Source organism: Leptolyngbya sp. FACHB-8 (genome assembly GCF_014695575.1).
GTDB lineage: Bacteria > Cyanobacteriota > Cyanobacteriia > Elainellales > Elainellaceae > Vacuolonema.
Genome location: NZ_JACJOO010000055.1, coordinates 42,572 through 61,685, shown reverse-complemented (window position 1 = coordinate 61,685; position 19,114 = coordinate 42,572). Strand labels below are relative to the sequence as shown.

Annotated in this window: 16 protein-coding genes; 6 read left to right on the top strand and 10 right to left on the bottom strand. The window is 51.5% G+C overall.

Annotated features, from left to right (window positions below):
• Positions 1–105 precede the first annotated feature (105 nt).
• Positions 106–1,617: a DNA repair protein RadA gene (radA, locus tag H6F91_RS13545; protein WP_190772467.1), complete on the top strand. Its 1,512-nt coding sequence runs from the start codon at positions 106–108 to the stop codon at positions 1,615–1,617.
• 542 nt (positions 1,618–2,159) lie between these two features.
• On the opposite strand, the gene H6F91_RS13540 is transcribed toward radA, so the two are convergent.
• Both H6F91_RS13540 and H6F91_RS13535 read right to left on the bottom strand, forming a co-directional pair.
• Positions 2,160–3,131, bottom strand: a complete 972-nt coding sequence (locus tag H6F91_RS13540; RefSeq protein WP_190772466.1) for a glycoside hydrolase family 19 protein — start codon at positions 3,129–3,131, stop codon at positions 2,160–2,162.
• Between the two features lie 538 nt (positions 3,132–3,669).
• The gene (locus H6F91_RS13535) at positions 3,670–4,170 is read right to left on the bottom strand and encodes a GNAT family N-acetyltransferase (RefSeq protein ID WP_190772465.1); all 501 of its coding nucleotides are present in this window, start codon (positions 4,168–4,170) and stop codon (positions 3,670–3,672) included.
• Positions 4,171–4,708: 538 nt separating this feature from the next.
• On the opposite strand from H6F91_RS13535, the gene H6F91_RS13530 reads away from it, so the two are divergent.
• Positions 4,709–5,221 (top strand): cytochrome C, encoded by a 513-nt coding sequence (locus H6F91_RS13530; protein WP_190789383.1) that lies wholly within the window; start codon positions 4,709–4,711, stop codon positions 5,219–5,221.
• 167 nt (positions 5,222–5,388) lie between these two features.
• Here the strand turns inward: H6F91_RS13530 and rppB are convergent, their stop codons facing one another.
• From rppB to rfbG, 3 genes are all read right to left on the bottom strand, one after another.
• Complete coding sequence (gene rppB / locus H6F91_RS13525) at positions 5,389–6,759, bottom strand: two-component system sensor histidine kinase RppB (RefSeq protein ID WP_190772463.1); 1,371 nt, start codon at positions 6,757–6,759, stop codon at positions 5,389–5,391.
• Entirely contained in the window at positions 6,749–7,453 is a 705-nt protein-coding gene (rppA, locus tag H6F91_RS13520) for a two-component system response regulator RppA (protein ID WP_190772462.1), read from the bottom strand. Before rppA ends, rppB begins: the two co-directional genes overlap by 11 nt.
• Before the next feature lie 496 nt (positions 7,454–7,949).
• The gene (rfbG, locus tag H6F91_RS13515; RefSeq protein ID WP_199307810.1) at positions 7,950–9,128 is read right to left on the bottom strand and encodes a CDP-glucose 4,6-dehydratase; all 1,179 of its coding nucleotides are present in this window, start codon (positions 9,126–9,128) and stop codon (positions 7,950–7,952) included.
• Positions 9,129–9,812: 684 nt separating this feature from the next.
• Here rfbG and H6F91_RS13510 point away from each other — a divergent pair.
• The 3 genes from H6F91_RS13510 (at position 9,813) to H6F91_RS13500 (ending at position 14,809) form a co-directional block, all read left to right on the top strand.
• Positions 9,813–10,517: a cytochrome b/b6 domain-containing protein gene (locus H6F91_RS13510; RefSeq protein ID WP_190772461.1), complete on the top strand. Its 705-nt coding sequence runs from the start codon at positions 9,813–9,815 to the stop codon at positions 10,515–10,517.
• Between the two features lie 578 nt (positions 10,518–11,095).
• Complete coding sequence (gene secA, locus H6F91_RS13505) at positions 11,096–13,891, top strand: preprotein translocase subunit SecA (protein ID WP_190772478.1); 2,796 nt, start codon at positions 11,096–11,098, stop codon at positions 13,889–13,891.
• A gap of 309 nt (positions 13,892–14,200) precedes the next feature.
• Complete coding sequence (locus H6F91_RS13500) at positions 14,201–14,809, top strand: nucleoside triphosphate pyrophosphatase (protein WP_190772477.1); 609 nt, start codon at positions 14,201–14,203, stop codon at positions 14,807–14,809.
• 175 nt (positions 14,810–14,984) lie between these two features.
• Here the strand turns inward: H6F91_RS13500 and H6F91_RS13495 are convergent, their stop codons facing one another.
• Positions 14,985–15,182, bottom strand: a complete 198-nt coding sequence (locus H6F91_RS13495; protein WP_190772460.1) for a hypothetical protein — start codon at positions 15,180–15,182, stop codon at positions 14,985–14,987.
• On the opposite strand from H6F91_RS13495, the gene H6F91_RS13490 reads away from it, so the two are divergent.
• Positions 15,163–16,260: a serine/threonine-protein kinase gene (locus H6F91_RS13490; RefSeq protein WP_190772459.1), complete on the top strand. Its 1,098-nt coding sequence runs from the start codon at positions 15,163–15,165 to the stop codon at positions 16,258–16,260. The genes H6F91_RS13495 and H6F91_RS13490 overlap by 20 nt on opposite strands.
• A 404-nt stretch (positions 16,261–16,664) precedes the next feature.
• Here H6F91_RS13490 and psbP read toward each other — a convergent pair whose 3' ends face one another.
• The 4 genes from psbP to rpmF form a co-directional block, all read right to left on the bottom strand.
• Complete coding sequence (psbP, locus tag H6F91_RS13485) at positions 16,665–17,201, bottom strand: photosystem II reaction center PsbP (RefSeq protein WP_190772458.1); 537 nt, start codon at positions 17,199–17,201, stop codon at positions 16,665–16,667.
• 223 nt (positions 17,202–17,424) lie between these two features.
• Positions 17,425–17,703 (bottom strand): hypothetical protein, encoded by a 279-nt coding sequence (locus H6F91_RS13480; protein WP_199307809.1) that lies wholly within the window; start codon positions 17,701–17,703, stop codon positions 17,425–17,427.
• Positions 17,704–18,138: 435 nt separating this feature from the next.
• The gene (locus H6F91_RS13475; protein ID WP_190772457.1) at positions 18,139–18,732 is read right to left on the bottom strand and encodes a sulfite oxidase-like oxidoreductase; all 594 of its coding nucleotides are present in this window, start codon (positions 18,730–18,732) and stop codon (positions 18,139–18,141) included.
• A 65-nt stretch (positions 18,733–18,797) separates the two neighbouring features.
• Positions 18,798–18,971, bottom strand: coding sequence for a 50S ribosomal protein L32 (gene rpmF / locus H6F91_RS13470; protein WP_190772456.1), 174 nt, complete (start codon positions 18,969–18,971; stop codon positions 18,798–18,800).
• Between the last annotated feature and the right edge of the window lie 143 nt (positions 18,972–19,114).

Genomic DNA, 19,114 nt, shown 5'->3' with positions numbered 1-19,114 from the left:
AGTTTAGCGGCTGCAATAAGTTTTGTTCTGGTTGTTTTGATTAAGTATTGTCAACCAATTTGCGTTGATCCCCTTCATAGCCCCTGACATCTTTCGTTTTAATCTATGCCAAAATCCCGCTCGGTTTACGTTTGTAATGAATGTGGAGCAACATCAGCCCAATACTTCGGTCGTTGCTCCTTCTGCGGCAGCTGGAATACCTTAATTGAACAGGCTGCTCCTGCGACAACAGCAAGTACGACTCGGAAGGGAACAGCAGTACGGCCCGGACGTGGGGGCGCGGTGGGGGTCGTAGGGCAATCGCAACCCCTAGCCTCTCTCACCCTCAACCAAATCACCGACCATCCCCAAATTCGCCTTTCTTCAGGCTATGGCGAACTCGATCGCGTTCTCGGTGGCGGGATTGTTCCTGGTTCTCTCGTTTTGATTGGTGGCGATCCGGGTATTGGAAAATCGACTCTCTTGCTTCAGGCGGCAAATCGCCTAGCCCAGAGCTACCAAGTCCTTTATGTCTGTGCAGAAGAGTCCGGTCAGCAGGTGAAACTGCGAGCTCAGCGGTTGGGAGTTGGTGTGGGAGCCGAGGAGCCGAAGAGCAGGCGAGCCGAGGAGCCGAATGAAAAGACAGATGAAGTACAGTCCGATTCTCAGCTTTACTTGTTGCCAGAAACCGATCTAGACACGATTTTGGCGGAGTTGGAGGCGCTTCGACCTCAAGTGGCAGTCATCGACAGTATTCAGGCGTTGTACTTCGCTCAGTTAACCTCGGCACCGGGGTCGGTGGCGCAGGTACGGGAGTGTACGTCAGCACTGATGCAGTTGGCAAAGCGGAATCATATTTCGCTGTTTATTGTGGGGCATGTGACGAAGGAAGGGGCGATCGCCGGTCCCAAAGTGCTCGAACACCTCGTGGATACGGTGCTGTATTTTGAGGGCGATCGCTTCGCCAGTCATCGTCTTCTCCGCTCGGTCAAAAACCGCTTTGGTGCCACCCAGGAATTGGGAGTATTCGAGATGGTAAATCGGGGTTTGGCAGAGGTTTTGAACCCCTCAGCGTTGTTCTTGGGGACGCGGGATGAGGAAACTCCCGGTACGGCTACCATTGTTGCTTGCGAGGGCACACGGCCTCTTCTGGTGGAGTTGCAGGCGTTGGTGAGTCCCACCAGTTATCCCTCGCCTCGGCGTTCTACAACGGGGATTGAGTACAACCGCTTTCTGCAAATTCTAGCGGTGTTGGAGAAGCGGGTGGGGATTCCCCTGTCAAAGTTGGATGCCTATGTGTCGTCGTCAGGGGGAATTAGTGTAGGGGAACCGGCAGCGGATTTGGGAGTGGCGATCGCCGTAGCCGCTAGTTTTCGCGATCGCATTGTTGACCCAGAAACCGTCATTATTGGTGAGGTTGGGTTGGGAGGACAGGTGCGGCCAGTGTCTCAGCTGGAGTTGCGGTTGCGGGAGGCAATGAAGCTGGGGTTTAAGCGGGCGATCGTACCGGCGGGGCAGGCGAATATTCCGGGGTTGCAGATGGAGATTTTCCCGGCGGCGCGGGTGGTGGATGCGTTGACGACGGCATTGGTGGTGCGATCGGTGGCGGCTCCACAGGAATCGGCTGTTGCGGATTAAGCAATGGGGTATATTGCAATCATCCCAAAAGCTTATCGGTGATGGGGAAGGGTAATAGCGAAGGATTGTGAATTAACCTCAGTTCGGGTTAAGGGCTTTTTCGAGTGCCGCGCGAAGCGCGGCACTCGAAAAAGCCCATTATTGCGTGCGCGTCGCGCACGCAATAATGGGCGGTCCGGCTTATCCCGAACTGACGTTGAATTAGTTGCAGAGATCTAGCTTGAAGGCGCGTCGCCCTTCAAACCTCCCGACTGGTGGACGGGGTGCCCCTCCCCCAGCCCCCCTAGGCAAGGAGGTTTTGCAAAGGTGGTGTTAGGTCGCTTCACATCTGTGGGGTTTGGATCAGGCTGGGGTGATGTTGTAGGTCAACAGTAGTGGGTTACAGCGCTTTTCAAGCGCTGAAAATTTGGTTGTTTTTGTGAGAGCTGCGCTCCGCGTAGCTCTCACAAAAACAACCGTAGCGGATTCAGGCGCAAAGCGCTGTAAACAGTGAGGGGTGGCACGTTGTGCCACCCCTCACTGTTTTCTCGTGCAGTTGTTGCTTAACAGCCGAGAACCTGTTTGGCGCGTTTCAGGTATTTTTCTCGGTCGGCGAGGCCGTTTTTGCCGCCGTTGACTTGACGGGTTACTTTTAGCAGGTCATCCTGATCCGCAGCTTTATTGATGTTGCGGGTATCCCAGAACCAGCCAGCGGCGGTGACAGCGTATTGGGGGGATGCGACAAGGTCCGGATTTGATAGAAAATCAACACCCATGGCTTTAGAGAACTGCGCATAGTTGGCACGTCCAGTCAGCTGGATTACTCCGCGCCCCATATAGCGCTTGCCATCTCCGGCTTGGGTATTGCCAAGATTTTGGGCTAGCCGGGAGGGAGGTTCGTAGCGGGTTTGAGCATCGGTTGGCCCCCAGAGTTCCCGGAGCCAGCGGAAACCGCCACTTTCGTGCAAAATTTGGCCGAAAAAGTGGGCCATTCGTAGCGGAGTATTGATGTTGAAGCGCTTCAGGGTCACGTTAATGCCAGGCATCATAGCATTGACGCGATCGCTATGCTGGGTCGACCCGATGATTTTGAACATCTGGTCGGAGGTTACATAAATTTTGGAGGGCGTTGCGATCGCCGGGCCTGTGATAGATGGAACGTCAGGAGTGTCTTCCCGGAGAACAAAGAGCCGTACGTAAGGGTCACTACCCGTTGGCCGTTCGGGTAAGTCTGACAGCTTCCGAATCCAGCTGTCGACTTCACCATCAAGGGAATTGAGAGCGGGCAACTTGAGCATCAGATCTTCCAGCCGATCAGTTGCACCATCCCGATATTGCTCAAAGGTGAAGGCAGCACTGTAGATGCCCTGATAGGGAGGAGCTCCGGTTGGGGCGGGAGGTAACCCGGAGAGTTGGCGAATCGCTTTATCGACAAAGCGATCGGCGTCGTTGGCTTGGGCGGGCAATTGAAGCAAGAGTTGTTCCAACCGATCCAACCCGAGTTGGCGGTAGGATTTGAGTTGAGTAGCGTCCATGGAATGACCCCTTGATTTACAAGTGGGCAGCTAAATTTTGAGGGTTGTGGGTAGATTCACCACAGGCCCCAATGATTTCCAAAAAGTTCCCATTTTTTCGCTGTTACTCTTTAATCAACCCCAAAAAGTTAATGTAGCGATACAGCACTAGCACTCAAAACAACGAAGTACAGGGTGCGATCGCCCTGTATTTCGTTGTTTCGAGTGAGTAGCGGTTCACACCCCCCTGAAATAAAAGGGAATAATTTGTGAAGGAGTATTTCATCTCTCACTATCCAACCCATCATTGGTAGGACTTACGTAAGTACACTATACCTAGAGCATTTAAGTTGTAGGTGGTGTGCAAAGCACACCACCTACAACTTAAATGCGTAAGTCCTGATTGATCTAAGCAGTCTGAGTTCGGGTTAAGGGCTTTTTCGAGAGGTGCGCTTTGCACGCCTCTCGAAAAAGCCCTTTTCTGTGTACGCAATGTGTACGCAGAAAAGGGCTCTTGGGCTGATCCCGAATTGAGGTTAAAAAGGTTGGGAATGCTACCTCAACGGGCCAGCTCGTTTACCGCTGACCAGTCTTGTTGAGCTACAGTCACAGGTTTGTTAAACAATACCATTGTCGTTGTTTGGTTTTCCTCGAAGCCAATGCGCTCGTAGAAATGCTGCTGATTGGTTGTCATCAGATAAACTCGCTCGGCCCGGTTGACGTGCGGGTGCATCAGCACCGTCTCAACCAATTTGCGCCCCAGCCCAGCCCCCTGATAGTCAGGATGAATAACGACATCCCAGATAGTAGCTCGGTACACCCCATCGGAAGTGGCACGGGCAAAGCCGATCTGGCGATCGCCATTCCACGCGGTCACGACAGGCTTACTGTTAGTAATGGCGATCGTCAAATCTTCCAGAGTCCGCTCTGCTGCCCAGAAAGCCGCCACTCGAAACAATTCCTGAAGCTGATGTAAATCCACCGAGCGAGAACCTGTCCCAGGATTCAGCCCTTCGTGGAGATGAAACTGTACGTGGCGAAAATCCGTAGCTTTTTCCATTTCCGATTCCCATTCCTGTGTATCGTGGTAGGACTTGATCAAACACTGTTCTTGAAGGCTGCTGTAGGGGTCTAAAGGGGCAGGTAAAGAACAATACAGCAGAGGCCGAAGCCATAGTGCGAGAGAACTCTGTTAATTGATGTGAAATATTATGACTGAAATTACATCAATCGCTTAGGCGTCTTCCTCACTCCACCGGGTTATCCTGATGGCGATTTCTCTACGACTTTTTCCGCAACATTTTGGCGGTGACCGCCGTCTTGCTCCTTTCAGACACCTGTGTCCGACGAAGATAGAGTGAAGACTGGATACAGAGTTAGTGATTCAAGGGGCAGCGATTTGATCCAAAAGAATAGCGGTTTCCTCGAGAGTTGCGTTGAGAAAGGCAAAGATTATAGTTAGGAATTGCTGACTTTTTCAGTTTGAGCGTTATCCGTTTTACGTTGGTTGAGGTGTGGTTTTGCGCAGGTATTCATTGCTCAGTTGGCTTCGCGTCCGGATTTTCGAGCTTACAGGTCGTCTATCTTTTCCAAAAAAGATGCGACCATTTCTCCCGTCTTCCCTGGGAGTTGCTCTGATAGTTGCTCTGTGGAGTCTAGGGTTGGGGTGGGGGTTAGCTCAGGCCAGCGAGCCCACCCGCCCGCCCGAATTTACTGTGGCGTCGCTAGACGTCGTCCCAGAACGCTTTCAGTTGGGTGAACAGGTTTATCTGCGGGAATGTTCCTCCTGTCACATTGCACCATCTCCAGCCGTGATGCCAACTCAATCCTGGGGTCGCATCCTCGTGCAAGAACAGCATTATGGAACACAGATTACGCCTCTCCGATCCCCTGTACTGGATCTGGTATGGAACTACTTGCAATTTTCTTCCCGGCCCCTTCGAGCCAATGAGGAAGTACCTCAACGCATTGATGATTCCCGCTTCTTCCGGGCCCTACACCCCGATGTGGACGTCCCCCGTGCTTCTTTAGCCAGTTGTGTCTCCTGCCATCCGGGAGCCACTAACTACAACTATCGGGAGTTGAGCCCCGAGTGGCAGTCCACCCCTTAACGCTTTTAATACAGCCTTTGGAACTGCAACAGGACTTACGCAAGCCCGCTATCTGTAGTGTATTTGTGTAGTGGGTGGGGTGCTTCGCACTCCACCCACTACACAAATGCGTAAGTCTTGTACAAAATAGCTCCGATAGGGCCGTTTTGCAGTTCCAAAGGCTGTATCTACAGCACCAGCAAGACGGGGAGTCGAATTGTAAATACACTGCCTCGACCGGGCTCACTCTCAACGTGGACTGTACCCTTATGGGCGTGGACAATGGCCTGCACAATGGCTAACCCTAGACCGGCTCCCCCCGAGTGGCGCGATCGCTCCTTATCCACGCGGTAGAAGCGGTCAAAAATTTTGCTCTGAGCTTCGGGTGATATTCCGACTCCGGTATCTTTGACACGAATTGTCGCTTCATAGGTTGCCTCATTGAGCAACTGCACAGTTACCTGGCCACCCGCAGGAGTGTATTGAATTCCATTGCTCACTAAATTAGCCACAGCCCGGTGCAGTTGCTCAGGCTGCCCAAGCACATGCACAGGCCCAGCAGTTTGCAGTTCCAGGCGTAGCTGTAACTGAGCGTTGATGGCAATTCCCTGGAACTCATCGATTACATCCTTGAGTAAAAGGCTGAGGTCGCAGATTTTTCGAGTGTGGGTTTCCTTATCCTGCTCCAGTTGCGAGAGTACGAGGAGGTCTTGCATCAACCGAGAAAGCCGTTGGCTCTGGCGATCCACGGTTTGCAGCGTCGCATTCACCTCTTCGGGCGATAACTCTGATGAGCGGAGGGCAGCTTGTACCATGGCTCGAATCGCCGCTACCGGGGTTCGGAGTTCATGGGCCGCATCAGCGGTGAATTGCTGCATTCGCTCATAGGATTGCTGCACCGGTTGCATGGCCATCCCGGCTAGCCACCAACTGGCATAGCCCACCAGGGCGATCGCCAGCAGTAACAGCCCCAGCAACGTTAACTCCACTCCTAATAGGTAAATATCCAACGTGTTGAGGGAGCGAGCAATTTGCAATGTGCCCCATTCATCATGGTTCAGGGTATGGAGGGGATAGCGCTTTTGATGATAGTGCTCGCGATCGCCATCGCGCAGCCATTTCCAAAATTTCTTCGACGTGCAAGATGTGTTGGTTTGAGGGATGCTAAGGGTCGCGACTGGGTTTCCTGCCAAATCTAGAAATCGGATGCAGTATCTATCCTTCGCCAGAGATGACATGTCATCCAGTTCGGTTTGAAGTTGCGTAATGAAGGGCTCAGGGCGAGCAGAGGAAAAACAGGGCATATCCTTCACACATAGGCCCGGTAGTTGCTCTCCCTGGCTCAAATCAATCTGGCCAGGTTGTTCCAGCATGGGCTGAAGACGGCGTTCCAGGACGATCGCCATCTGCTGCATTCCCCGTTCCAGGTGCATCCAACGGGCATGCACCACCAGGCGATAAATGGCATAGCTTCCGGCAATCAGGATCAGGGACATGACCCCGGTATACCAGGCAGCGAGGCGGCGGCGGCTCAGGCGAAACGGTGGGCTACTGGACATAGGTGGGATTAATGCGATAGCCCATGCTGGGCACAGTTTCGATCAGGTCAGCGTAGCCATATTGGGCCAATTTACGCCGCAGCAAACGCATCTGGGCAGCGACTACATTACTGGCAACTTCGGTTTCCATTTCCCAGAGTTGGGCCAGGAGTTGCTCGCTGCTAACAAGGTGATGGGGATGACTCATAAAGTACTCCAAAAGCTGAAATTCTTTATTAGTCAGAACAATGGGTTGCGGGTTCTCAGACGCTTCGGCCTGGTAAAACACTAGGCGGCTCGTGTAGTCAAGCAGGAGGTTACCGATGCGGACCTGCTGCACGGGGTGGTGGGGCGATCGCCGCTGTAAAGCCCGTACCCGTGCTAATAACTCTTCCATATCAAAAGGCTTGATAAGATAGTCGTCGGCTCCGGCATCCAGACCAGCCACTTTGTCCGCAAGGCGATCGCGTGCCGTCAGCATCAGTACGGGCAGAGGGTTTTGCCGTTGCCGCAACCGTTGGCAAAGCTCAATACCCAACATTCCCGGTAAGAGCCAATCCAAAATGGCAACTACATAGTGGGATGTAGGGTTGTCCAGATACTCCCAACCCTCCGGCCCCGTTTGAGCCCAATCCACTACATACTTTTCCTGCTTGAGAGCCCATTTAATAGCCAGGCCCAAATCGGGCTCATCTTCTACCAGAAGAATTCGCATATGCCTCTTATGTCACTGCTGTGCTCAACTACTGGAGTCCCCCAGAGCTAAGGATTAACCCTTAATGGGTTTCCCATAGATGCTGGAGGAAATTAACTCAGAACTGCACGTTTATAACCCTATCCACCACCCTAGTAGGCTGCGGCCTAAGTTCGTAACCTATGTTTTTGTGTAGGGTGCGAAGCACCCTACACAAAAACATAGGTGATGGATTTCCGCCTCAGCGTACTAGGGATTAACCCAGGGAGGGCGGTATTGAATACAAGATCCTTTGGGAGCAACCTCATTTTTGTCAGAACTAAATTGATACTACAGGAGCAAAATCGGTCTTCACAAAGGAGCGGTTTTACCCTCGACCTCATGAAGGCAGTTTTTGCGCTTGTAGCCATGGCTTCCAGGCAAGTACACCCAAATTTGCTCAACAATTTGAGCCCAAACTTTGGCAGACTCTCTGCGGCAACGACTCGTCCTAAACGCTCTAGCCCTGAATATTAGGTCAGCAACAGGACCACAGGCGCTTCATCGTTTCGGGATCACGGGCAGCATCAGCCAACGTACGCGAACTGCTACGGCTCTGAGCAATAGACATAAATTGGCGAATCTGACCCAGGCTGAGCGATCGCACATCCTCACCGACCTGATAGGCTTTCGTCCAATCCACAACCCAGCGAAGCGCTGTCTTCAAATCCAGAACAATGTGCCATCCCAGGCGACTGCGAGCCTTTGTAGAATCCAGCTTGAGGAAAGCGCGTTCGTACAGGTCAGATATCTCAGCCTCTGGCTGCCAGTTGTTAGGGCTGCCCCACAGGATGTAGAGTTGGTCGGCGATCGCCCCTGCCATCTCACAATGGCGTTCATCCGGGCCAAAGTTCCAGGGTTCCGCAAAGATAATCCCTTCCTGGTAAAGCCGTTCTGCCAGTAACAGGTAACCTTGCAGGGGTTCTAGAACATGCTGCCAGGGGCGGGTTGCTCGGGGGTTGCGGACGACCACTGATTTACCTGCTAACAATGCTTTCATCACATCCGGCACCAGGCGATCCGTCGCCCAGTCCCCACCACCGATAACGTTACTGCTGCGAGCCGTCGCAACAGCTACCCCATGGTCACCGTAGGACAGAGGGTTGAAGAAGGTGTTGCGATAGGTTGCTGTCACCATCTCCGCACAGGCTTTGCTATTGCTGTGGGGGTCATAGCCACCCAGAGGGTCGGTTTCTCGATAGCCGTTCTGCCATCCCCGGTTTTCATAACAGGCGTTAGAGGTTACATTCACGACCGCCCGTACACTGGGGGTTTGCCGCACGGCTTCTAACACATTCACGGCACCCATCACATTGGCCTGGTAGGCCATCGCTGGTGCACTATAGGACGATCGCACCAAGGCTTGGGCCGCCAAATGAAACACAATTTCAGGCTGGCTATCTGTCATCGCCTGCTTTAGCGCTACTGGGTCACAGACGTCGCCGTGAATCGACACCATGCCGGTTCCCACTTGCCCCAGCTCAAACAGATTGGAAGAGGTAGGCGGGGCGATCGCATATCCGGTAACCTGTGCCCCCAAATATTGAAGCCAAAGGCAAAGCCAGCTTCCTTTAAAGCCCGTGTGCCCTGTCACAAAAACCCGCTTACCGCGCCAAAATTCTGGGTCGATCTGGTTCCACTGGTTCGTTGGATACATATGCAGAGTGCTTCTCAACGGAAAGGGGTAGACAGTTTTACAGCATGCCAAGGAAGCGTGAAATCCCTATGAAATGCCTGAGACCTACAGGTAACTCGCTCAAAACGTTAGGGACTTAACATTAACCGGGCTCTACAGAAGGGTGGCCCGGCGAATGAAGAAAACCAATATTAAAGATGCAACCGAACTCTGTTGTGTAGCTATATATTTCAACCTTCAAATACATCTTTGAAACCCATCCAAAGGGTGAAATAAATGCTTCAACAGCCCGTATCAGCCACAGAACAGCTGTGAAGATTTGGATCAAAAGGATACGATGCCTGTCTAGCAAAGCATTGCAGTTTCCCACTACAAATTTTTCTTAATTTACCAGGTACCCCCCTAATTTCCTTCGTACTTTCAGTTACAAAGTCAAAGCTTTCTAAAACTTCTTCCAAGAAAATTTTCTACAATCATCCAATTTTTCATAGATATTTCACTAAGGTCATAAACAATTTATTGGGTAAGACCAGGAACATCGTTGTAGCCATTTCTGGTTCGACGCTCCAGATATTCCGGTAGGGCTTTTGTGGCGATTGCCCTTGAGCGCGACTGCCTCTGAGCACTCTATCGGTTCTAGCTTTTGCTGTTAAACTCCCAACTTCCCTCCCGTATCGCCAAACTATCCTCCCGTATCGCCAAACTATGCCTGCCTCCCGTCCTTACCAACCCCTATTACTTCGGTTGCTGCATGGTCTAACCGGGGGGTGTGCGATCGCTGCCATCCTCACGGCCTACTGGACTTACACGACCTATGACAATCGTTGGGGTGGCTTGCCGCTTCCCCTATGGCGAGCCGTTGAAGGTATTCATGGCACCTTCGGGCTGTGGACGTTGTTGCTCTTTCCTGCGCTAACTATTTACGCCTTGCGACGCGGTCAGAACCGCCTACTACAAACCAACACAGCCGATCACCTGCAACAGATCGGTCAGCCTATCTGGTGGTACACCCTACACCGGGCCACCAATAGCCTCATGCTACTGGCCCTCACGACAGCCTTGTTCACCGGAAAGATGATGGATTCTACCTGGTTACCTCAGGGAGAACTCACCCACGCTTGGTACTATGCCCATTTAACGGCCTGGGTCGGTCTGGTTATGGCGCTGGCGCTGCACCTGCTCATGAGTGCCAAAATTGGTGGTCGGCCCTTGCTCCTATCCATCTGGGACTGGCGCTTCCGTCCCCAAGATCATCCTCGCCACTGGTGGCCCCAAATCCTCCAAAGCCACAAAACCTGGAGTTTGGATGCGATCGCCCTCTGGGTTCAAACCCTCACAGCCTACAAGGTGGCAGAAATAAGTATTCTGCTGAGTCTGGCGATCGCGTGGATCGCTCCCTTGTTCAAATAGCCAGTTCAGAGTCAGGACTACTTTGATAGTCACGTAATGTGCCGCTATTAAAGCAGTCCTTACCCCGAACTTAGGAGGTTTCTGCATAAGAATTTACCCAGAATGTTGGTGCTTTGCCCGCGAAGCGGGCAAGGCACCAACATTCTGGGGGTAATTTCATTACTGGAAATCTCCTTAGAATTAACACGGCTTACACAAGCCACCTATATAAGGAAGAGCACGCTTGAACCGGGATCTTTCCTCTACCTCCTAACTTTCTCCTAACTTTCCTGATTGAGCTATTACCGGTTGGGTTAAAAAGAGAGGGTATGCTTCATTCCCCTCTCCCTTTAACCCAATCGGTAACGATAAGTTATGCTCGTGACAGGTGCGGGCATCCGCAATTCCGGTTTTGTGGCCAGGTGGTAGGATGAATCTACGTGGCTATAACTGTTCTGGCGATCGGCTTCGCCGTCTCCACAGGAATCGTTCGCAAGCGGTTTCAGCAGTTTCAGGCTACTGCCGGAGGGTCGACTAGACCCTTTGCCCTCCGCTCCAATCCCCATCAAACGCAGCATACTTTACACTTTTGCTTTGCTATGTTGAAAACTCTGTTAGGTGATCCCAACGCCCGCAAGCTCAAGAAATATCAACCGGATATCGCGTTGGTGAACTCCCTCGAACCCGACATGCAAGCACTGTCGGACGAAGAATTACGAGGCAAAACCGCAGAGTTCAAACAGCGGCTTGAAAAAGGCGAAACCCTGGATGACCTGCTGCCTGAAGCTTTTGCAGTTGTTCGAGAAGCGGGGCGTCGGGTACTGGGCCTGCGCCACTTCGATGTACAGCTCCTCGGCGGTATGGTCCTTCATGATGGCCAAATCGCTGAAATGAAAACTGGGGAAGGTAAAACCCTGGTATCGACTTTACCGGCTTACCTGAACGCACTCTCCGGAAAAGGCGTTCACGTTGTGACTGTGAACGACTACCTGGCCCGCCGGGACGCCGAGTGGATGGGACAGGTGCACCGTTTTCTTGGCCTGACGGTTGGTTTGATCCAGCAATCCATGTCGCCCCCCGATCGCCGTCGTAACTACGGCTGCGACATCACTTACGCCACCAACAGCGAGTTAGGGTTTGACTACCTGCGCGACAACATGGCCACCACGATGGACGAGGTGGTGCAGCGCCCCTTTAACTACTGTGTCATCGACGAAGTAGACTCTGTACTCATTGATGAGGCCCGGACACCGCTGATCATTTCGGGTCAGGTCGATCGCCCCAGCGAGAAATACCTGCGAGCCGCTGAAGTCGCTGCTCAACTCAACAACGAAGAGCACTACGAAGTCGATGAGAAGCAGCGCAACGTACTGCTGACAGACGAAGGTTTCATCCGCGCTGAGCAATTGCTGGGCGTGAAGGACCTGTTTGACCCTGCCGATCCCTGGGCGCACTACATCTTTAGCGCCATTAAGGGCAAAGAACTGTTCATCAAGGACGTAAACTACATCGTTCGAGATGGCGAAGTGGTGATCGTGGACGAATTTACCGGACGGGTTATGCCGGGTCGTCGCTGGAGTGATGGTCTACACCAGGCTGTGGAAGCCAAAGAGCATGTAGAGATTCAGCCAGAGACTCAGACTATGGCGACGATCACCTACCAGAACTTCTTCCGAATCTATCCAAAACTGGCGGGGATGACCGGTACCGCTAAGACAGAAGAGGCGGAATTCGAAAAGATCTACAACCTGGAAGTCACTATCATCCCCACTAACCGCACTAACGTGCGGCAAGATTTGTCGGATGTGGTTTACAAGACGGAAGAAGCGAAATGGAAAGCCGTCGCCCAGGAGTGTGCTGAGATGCACGAAATGGGCCGCCCAGTACTGGTAGGAACAACCAGTGTGGAGAAGTCTGAAGTTCTCTCCAACCTGCTGTCCCAATTACAGGTGCCCCACAACCTGCTGAACGCAAAGCCAGAGAACGTAGAGCGAGAATCTGAGATTATCGCTCAGGCAGGCCGTAAGGGGGCTGTAACCATTGCCACCAACATGGCAGGCCGGGGAACCGACATTATCCTTGGGGGTAACGCCGAGTACATGGCTCGTCTTAAAGTACGGGAATACTTCATGCCCCGTATTGTGCAACCAGAAGACGACGGGTTCGGTGTCGTTCGTCCTATGTCGGGAAATGCTCGCCGTAGTGGTGGGCAGGGCTTTGCCAACGGCCCCAAAAAGGTCAAAACCTGGAAGGCATCGCCACAAATCTATCCCGCCCAACTGACAGCCGAAGCGGAGAAGATGTTGAAGGAAGCGGTAGATTTCGCGGTGCAGCAGTATGGCGAACAGTCTATTCCTGAACTGAAAGCGGAAGATATGGTGGCGACGGCTTCTGAAAAAGCCCCGATTAACGACCAGGTCATCCTGCAGTTACGAGAAGCCTACAACCTGATCAAGTACGAATACGAGCAGTACACCAAACGGGAACACGAAGAAGTCGTAACTCTGGGTGGTCTGCATGTCATTGGTACAGAGCGTCACGAGTCTCGCCGGATTGATAACCAATTGCGGGGCCGTGCGGGTCGCCAGGGCGACCCCGGTTCTACCCGATTCTTCCTGAGCTTGCAAGATAACCTGCTGCGGATCTTCGGGGGCGATCGCGTTGCCGGCTTGATGAACGCCTTCCGCGTTGAAGAAGATATGCCGATTGAATCGGGTATCCTTACCCGCTCCCTGGAAGGGGCTCAGAAGAAAGTGGAAACCCACTACTACGACATCCGGAAACAGGTGTTTGAGTATGACGAGGTGATGAACAACCAGCGTCGTGCTATCTACGCTGAGCGTCGCCGGGTTCTAGAAGGTCAAGACCTGAAGGAACAGGTGGTGAAGTATGCCGAGTTGACCATGGATGACATCGTCAACGCCTACGTCAACCCCGACCTACCACCCGAAGAGTGGGAACTGGACAAGATGGTGGGCAAGGTTAAAGAGTTTGTTTATCTACTGGCGGATCTAGAATCCTCCCAGTTGGAAGACCTCTCTCCCGGCGAAATCAAGACCTTCCTCCATGAGCAGGTACGCATCGCCTATGACCTTAAGGAGGCCCAGGTAGACACCATCAAACCCGGCCTGATGCGGGATGCTGAGCGATTCTTCATCCTTCAACAAATCGACACCCTGTGGCGGGAACACCTGCAACAAATGGATGCTCTGCGAGAGTCAGTTGGCCTGCGGGGTTACGGCCAGAAAGACCCACTCATTGAGTACAAGAGCGAAGGTTACGAGTTGTTCTTGAACATGATGACGGATATCCGTCGGAACGTGGTTTACTCTCTGTTCCAGTTCCAACCCCAGCCCCAACCTGCTGTTCAGGTTCAGGCAACGGAATCAGTCTAAACTGAGGCTCAAATACAAAAAGCAGGAGTGCCTTTGTCACTCCTGCTTTTTATTGGATTTCTATAGCCTTTGTCACTTTAGTTAACTTCAGTTCGGGATAAGCTGAAGTGCTTATTTTGGCGTGCGCAAAACGCACGCCAAAATAAGCGTTTTCGAGTGCCGCGCGTTGCGCGGCACTCGAAAACGCCCTTAACCCGAACTCAGGTTAAATATTAGGCTAAGAGGAAAAATTCGGCCGAATTGGCGATCGTCCCCACTTCTGTTAATCTCAGCGTTGGAATGCACGCAACTATCCTCACAACTGCTGCCATGACTTCCCAGGCTCCTTTGTTTGTATTAGCATCCGCTTCTCCAGCCCGTCGTCGCCTCTTACAAACGGCAGGTATCGAACCCACAGTTCAGGCCAGTGATTTTGATGAAAGCCAAATTCAAAGCAGCAACCCTGTAGAGCTGGTACAGCAGTTGGCTCTGGGTAAGGCAGAAGTAGTAGCTCAGCAGTTTTCTAAAGCGCTGGTGTTGGGCTGCGACTCTGTACTGGCGATCGATGGAGAAATTCATGGCAAGCCTGCGGATGCAGAGGAAGCGATCGCCCGATGGAAACAAATGCGGGGCCAGATGGGTCAACTTTATACAGGGCATGCGTTGGTAGATACGGACAACTCGCAAACCTTGGTTCGCTACCGGATGACCGAGGTTCACTTTGCAGAGGTGAGCGATCGCCAAATTGCAGCCTACGTCGCTACAGGGGAACCCTTAAGCTGTGCTGGGTGCTTTGCCTTGGAAGGCAAGGGGGGACTGTTTGTCGAGAAATTGGTCGGGTGCCATACCAATGTCATCGGCCTCAGTCTGCCACTGCTTCGGGAAATGCTAGAGGAATTGGGGTATGATGCTGTGGATTTCTGGCCGAAGTGTCCGTAGAATCCAGGATTTTCCGTAGGAGTGCGTAACCCTTAGTTAGGCCTCATAGGTCTTCCTCAGTCCCTGAGTGCCGCTTCTATCCCTGATTTCACCAGATTTACGGAAGTATCTACCCCGGGAATTTGTGACAATCTTTATAAACCCTTTATTTCCTTAAAGTCTTTGTGCAGCTAGCTCATGAGATTTCTAAGCTCTCTATAGCTTCTGTTAATCTTTGTCTAATGGGGATGGTAGCGGCTTCTCTGTAAGCTTTTCCGAAGATTTTCCCTGATTCTTTGGCATTCATTAAGTTTCGTTCTAAAATTTCTACAATCAAAGCTACTCTGTCCAGGTCTGCTACCCCTGCGAGGTCTATGGATTTTTCTACAGCCATACTGAACTCTCGTCGCTCCAATCCCCAGGGATCTACGGACTTGAACGGAGCTTGCGGTACAGAACAACGGTTTCGCGATCGCTACCAAGTCATTAAAGCCTTAGGAAGAGGGGGCTTTGGGGTAACGTTCCTGGCCCAGGATATGCTACTTCCTGGAAATCCCTATTGCGTTATCAAACAGTTGTGCCCCAAGGTAAACAACGATGTTGCCATCAAGCGAGCCTGCGAACGATTTGAGCGAGAAGCAAAAATTCTCAGCCAACTGGGTAGCCATGCCCAAATTCCACGCTTGCTGGATTATTTTCAGGTAGATGGAGAGTTTTACCTTGTACAGGAATATGTACCAGGTAACACCCTAGCCAAGGAAATTAAAAAGAACGGCCCTCAATCCGAAAGCTACGTTAAACGCTTTCTACGAGAGATTCTTCCGATTCTTGATTATGTCCATAAGCAGCAGGTTATTCACCGGGATATCAAACCCCCTAACATCATTCGCTGCGATGATGACGGTCGCCTCGTTTTAATTGACTTTGGTGCTGTTAAAGAAGAGATTGTTGAAAATGACCGTACAGGCGGCGGCATGACCACACAATTTGTGGGTACTCTGGGCTTTGCTCCACCCGAGCAGTTGGCAATGCGGCCCACCTTCTCCAGCGACATTTATGCGGTCGGTGTCACTTGCCTCTATCTCCTCACAGGCAAGCCTCCCATGGAGTTTGACTACGACCCCTTGACCGGCGAATTGCGCTGGGAACAGGAAGTCTATGTTAGTGATTTCCTGGCCCGCATCCTTGACAAGATGCTGAAAGTGTCGGTGAGCGAGCGTTACCACACGGTTGAGCAAGTCCAGCGAGCCCTCGAACTGGAATCCTACATGGACAACCTGGCGGATTGCATGACAACTAAACGCCAGTTGACTGACAGTGTAGAAGAAGACTCCTCCTCTTCGAGCTATTCCCCCTTCTCAAGAACTGCAGAACAAATTCGGCAGTGGCGCTCCCGACTACGCCAACATCAAAAAAAACAACGGAAAGATCTGCTCGGCTCTGAGTACAACTCTCGCCGGTATCCCTCTTAGAGAGTTTTTGCCTAAGAATTTACCCAGGATGTTGGTGCTTTGCCCGTTTTGCGGGCAAAGCACCAACATCCTGGGTAAATTCATTGCTGAAAATCTCCTTAACTGCAAACTTATTTCTTCTTGGATGATCTAAAGTACCGGCTGAGCAGGTACTTTACAGAAAATACCCTTGTTTTTGAGCAATCCTATAAGCTGAAGTGCCCATTTTTGCGTACACTAAGCGCACGCAAAAATCGGAGTTTTATAGGGCTTACGCATTCTTGTTGTGTGATGAAAGCACACAGTACATAACAAGAATGCGTAAGCCCTGTTTTGTTTAGGGACGCCTAGTTTAGGGCAAAAAGAGAAGGCAGGTATTTTACCCTGCCCTCTCTTCTTACTCAGAGCTAGATGGCTATCAGTGGTTAGTAAACAGAGAAGGAATTTACAACCTTACGAAACTGGTCTTGAACTTTTTCCCATCGACGCTGGGTGGTTGAGAGATTGAAGGTGAAGAGCTGACCCCGACGCACAATGACACTCGCAAGGTTGTGTCGAATTTGATTCGGGAGTTTGACTTCGTACTCCAATAAGTAATAAGTTTTCCCGTCAACGTCTTTGCGATCGGCACTAATGAGTTCTGCTTGCCGCCCAGAATCGGCAGGGGCGATCGCCTGTTTCTGTAAGCGATACCCAACTTCGCTGGGAGTACCCAGATCTTCCAGAGTTTTGCCATCGGGTACGGGGTTAATGATGACACTCACGTTTTCTGTTTCTTCAATCAGGTCATGCAGCACCACATCGGGACCACCGGGTACTTTGACTGTTACCCAACCATTGGGATACAAAAACTCGTATCCATCATAGTTATCTGCATAGCTCTGCAACGTTGTTCCGACCGAACACCCCTGCAAGATAACCACCAAACTGACTAGCAGGAGAACGGCAATTCGTTTCAGCATGACCCTTGCTCTCGACAAAACTGCTTCTATTCTCCCATCTTCAGTAACTTACAAAACATTACAGATTAACGTACGTTGTACATCAATCTGTAATGCCTGATTTGGGGCGTGTTTTTCGTGCGCTTCGCGCACAAAAAACACGCGCTCATAACGAGTTTGGGTGGGTATGCCTTGGGTTTGAAACCTGGTTTCATACTCCAGAACATAGTTAAACTAATCTTCTTTAGGCTGGGCCGCACCATTCTGGGCACAGGTCTCCGTCCCAACCAAGAGGATAGAAGCCGCAGATGAGCATCGCTCGATTTTCCCCACATCCATAGGCAATGCCGTGGTAGTGAATGCAATCCTGGCATACAAGTGGACGGGTGTTTTCCGCTTCGCGAAAACCGAGTTGCGATCGCAGAATATGAAGTTTACTTTGTTGTCGATGCCAACGAGCGTGAGCTGCTTTACGAAAACAATCGTTGGCCATTTGAAAACCGGCTCGTCGGGACGCGTTCATAGGCAGTAGCACAGACTTGATCCGTGAAGAGACAGTGCGTTCAATGCGACCGAAACGTGTGGTGAAGCGTCGGTCGGCGGCCCCTGGCTATGAAATTCCTACGTATTCGCGACAGGCTCGACTGATGTGCAGTAGCCGAGACGCTCACCCCAGGAGACGTTATAGGGTTAACTACCCCTCATCTCCATGATAAACCTGAAAATTAGACAACAAAATATGGCTATGGGCTGCAAAGGGCTATAGCTACGTCAAAATTACGAAAAACTCTCTTCGGATAGAGTCTCCCACGATTTGCTATAGGAAGAAGTCGAACATAAAACTATAGTTTTATGTTCGACTTCTTCCTATAGCAAGTCTTTTTCTATGAGTAGTTTACTGAGAGCTTAGGAGGCGTTGCGATAGTGAAGGAAACGCAACATCAGCTTACTAATAAGCCTAAACACTATAGCGCTCTTCTTCCCACGGGTCACCCCGATGATGGTAGCCATTACGCTCCCAAAAGCCTGCCTCATCGTGATCGAGGAACTCTAGCCCGCGAATCCACTTCGCACTCTTCCAGGCATAGAGATGGGGAACAACTGTACGCATTGGCCCACCATGGGGCACAGGAAGGGGTTCGCCAAACAGGGTGTGGGCAAAAAAGTTTTCGTCTCGCACAAAATCTTCGAGAGGAAGATTTGTGGTGTACCCTCCATAGCAATGCTGCAACACATGGGTTGCAGTGGGAGGCACCTCAATGTGCTTCATAAAATCGGTAACTTTCACCCCAGTCCATTGCACATCCAGCTTTGACCAGGTTGTGACGCAATGAAAATCAGCGGTGAAGTCGCTCTGCGGCATCGCCATAAAATCATTCCAGTGGAATGTGGCGGGTGTGGCGAGCCCCCAAACGTGAAACTCCCAGGCGCTTTGATCTACCGATGGCGTTTCACCATAGGTGAGAACTGGGAAACCGCTCGCGAGGTGTTGGCCTGGCGGAACGCGATCGCCTAGTTCAGGATCAGGCTTGCGAAAGAACTTGCCCAGCATAGGAACTTACCCTAAAAGAGCTGCCATTACCGCCAGCATACCGGATTCGTAACTGTATGACGAATTTACTCTTCGTCTTCTTCCTCGTCAGTGGGATATACGAAGCTAGAGGAACGCCCAGTCAGAACCGACTTACCCAAAGAAAGGGCACGCTTGGCCTGAAGCTCAGCTTTCCGACGCCACGTCGCACGACGCTGATCTCGCTTAGATTTCGAGGTTTTCTTCTTAGGAACCGCCATGATGACTGCGCCTATCAAAATGTTCACAACCTTTCAAGGTTAGTGCAATGAGAGTAAAAAAACAAGGGGTAATAGAAACAGCAAGTTGTTCCTGTTACCCCTTAGCTGAAAATCCCCGAATGCCGTCATTTCATGCATTCACT

Bases quoted from the DNA above. Each gene is read 5' to 3' on its own strand.
- radA (WP_190772467.1), top strand. From the start codon at position 106: ATGCCAAAATCCCGCTCGGTTTACGTTTGTAATGAATGTGGAGCAACA.
- H6F91_RS13540 (WP_190772466.1), bottom strand. From the start codon at position 3,131: ATGGACGCTACTCAACTCAAATCCTACCGCCAACTCGGGTTGGATCGG.
- H6F91_RS13535 (WP_190772465.1), bottom strand. From the start codon at position 4,170: ATGGAAAAAGCTACGGATTTTCGCCACGTACAGTTTCATCTCCACGAA.
- H6F91_RS13530 (WP_190789383.1), top strand. From the start codon at position 4,709: ATGCGACCATTTCTCCCGTCTTCCCTGGGAGTTGCTCTGATAGTTGCT.
- rppB (WP_190772463.1), bottom strand. From the start codon at position 6,759: ATGTCCAGTAGCCCACCGTTTCGCCTGAGCCGCCGCCGCCTCGCTGCC.
- rppA (WP_190772462.1), bottom strand. From the start codon at position 7,453: ATGCGAATTCTTCTGGTAGAAGATGAGCCCGATTTGGGCCTGGCTATT.
- rfbG (WP_199307810.1), bottom strand. From the start codon at position 9,128: ATGTATCCAACGAACCAGTGGAACCAGATCGACCCAGAATTTTGGCGC.
- H6F91_RS13510 (WP_190772461.1), top strand. From the start codon at position 9,813: ATGCCTGCCTCCCGTCCTTACCAACCCCTATTACTTCGGTTGCTGCAT.
- secA (WP_190772478.1), top strand. From the start codon at position 11,096: ATGTTGAAAACTCTGTTAGGTGATCCCAACGCCCGCAAGCTCAAGAAA.
- H6F91_RS13500 (WP_190772477.1), top strand. From the start codon at position 14,201: ATGACTTCCCAGGCTCCTTTGTTTGTATTAGCATCCGCTTCTCCAGCC.
- H6F91_RS13490 (WP_190772459.1), top strand. From the start codon at position 15,163: ATGGATTTTTCTACAGCCATACTGAACTCTCGTCGCTCCAATCCCCAG.
- H6F91_RS13495 (WP_190772460.1), bottom strand. From the start codon at position 15,182: ATGGCTGTAGAAAAATCCATAGACCTCGCAGGGGTAGCAGACCTGGAC.
- psbP (WP_190772458.1), bottom strand. From the start codon at position 17,201: ATGCTGAAACGAATTGCCGTTCTCCTGCTAGTCAGTTTGGTGGTTATC.
- H6F91_RS13480 (WP_199307809.1), bottom strand. From the start codon at position 17,703: ATGAACGCGTCCCGACGAGCCGGTTTTCAAATGGCCAACGATTGTTTT.
- H6F91_RS13475 (WP_190772457.1), bottom strand. From the start codon at position 18,732: ATGCTGGGCAAGTTCTTTCGCAAGCCTGATCCTGAACTAGGCGATCGC.
- rpmF (WP_190772456.1), bottom strand. From the start codon at position 18,971: ATGGCGGTTCCTAAGAAGAAAACCTCGAAATCTAAGCGAGATCAGCGT.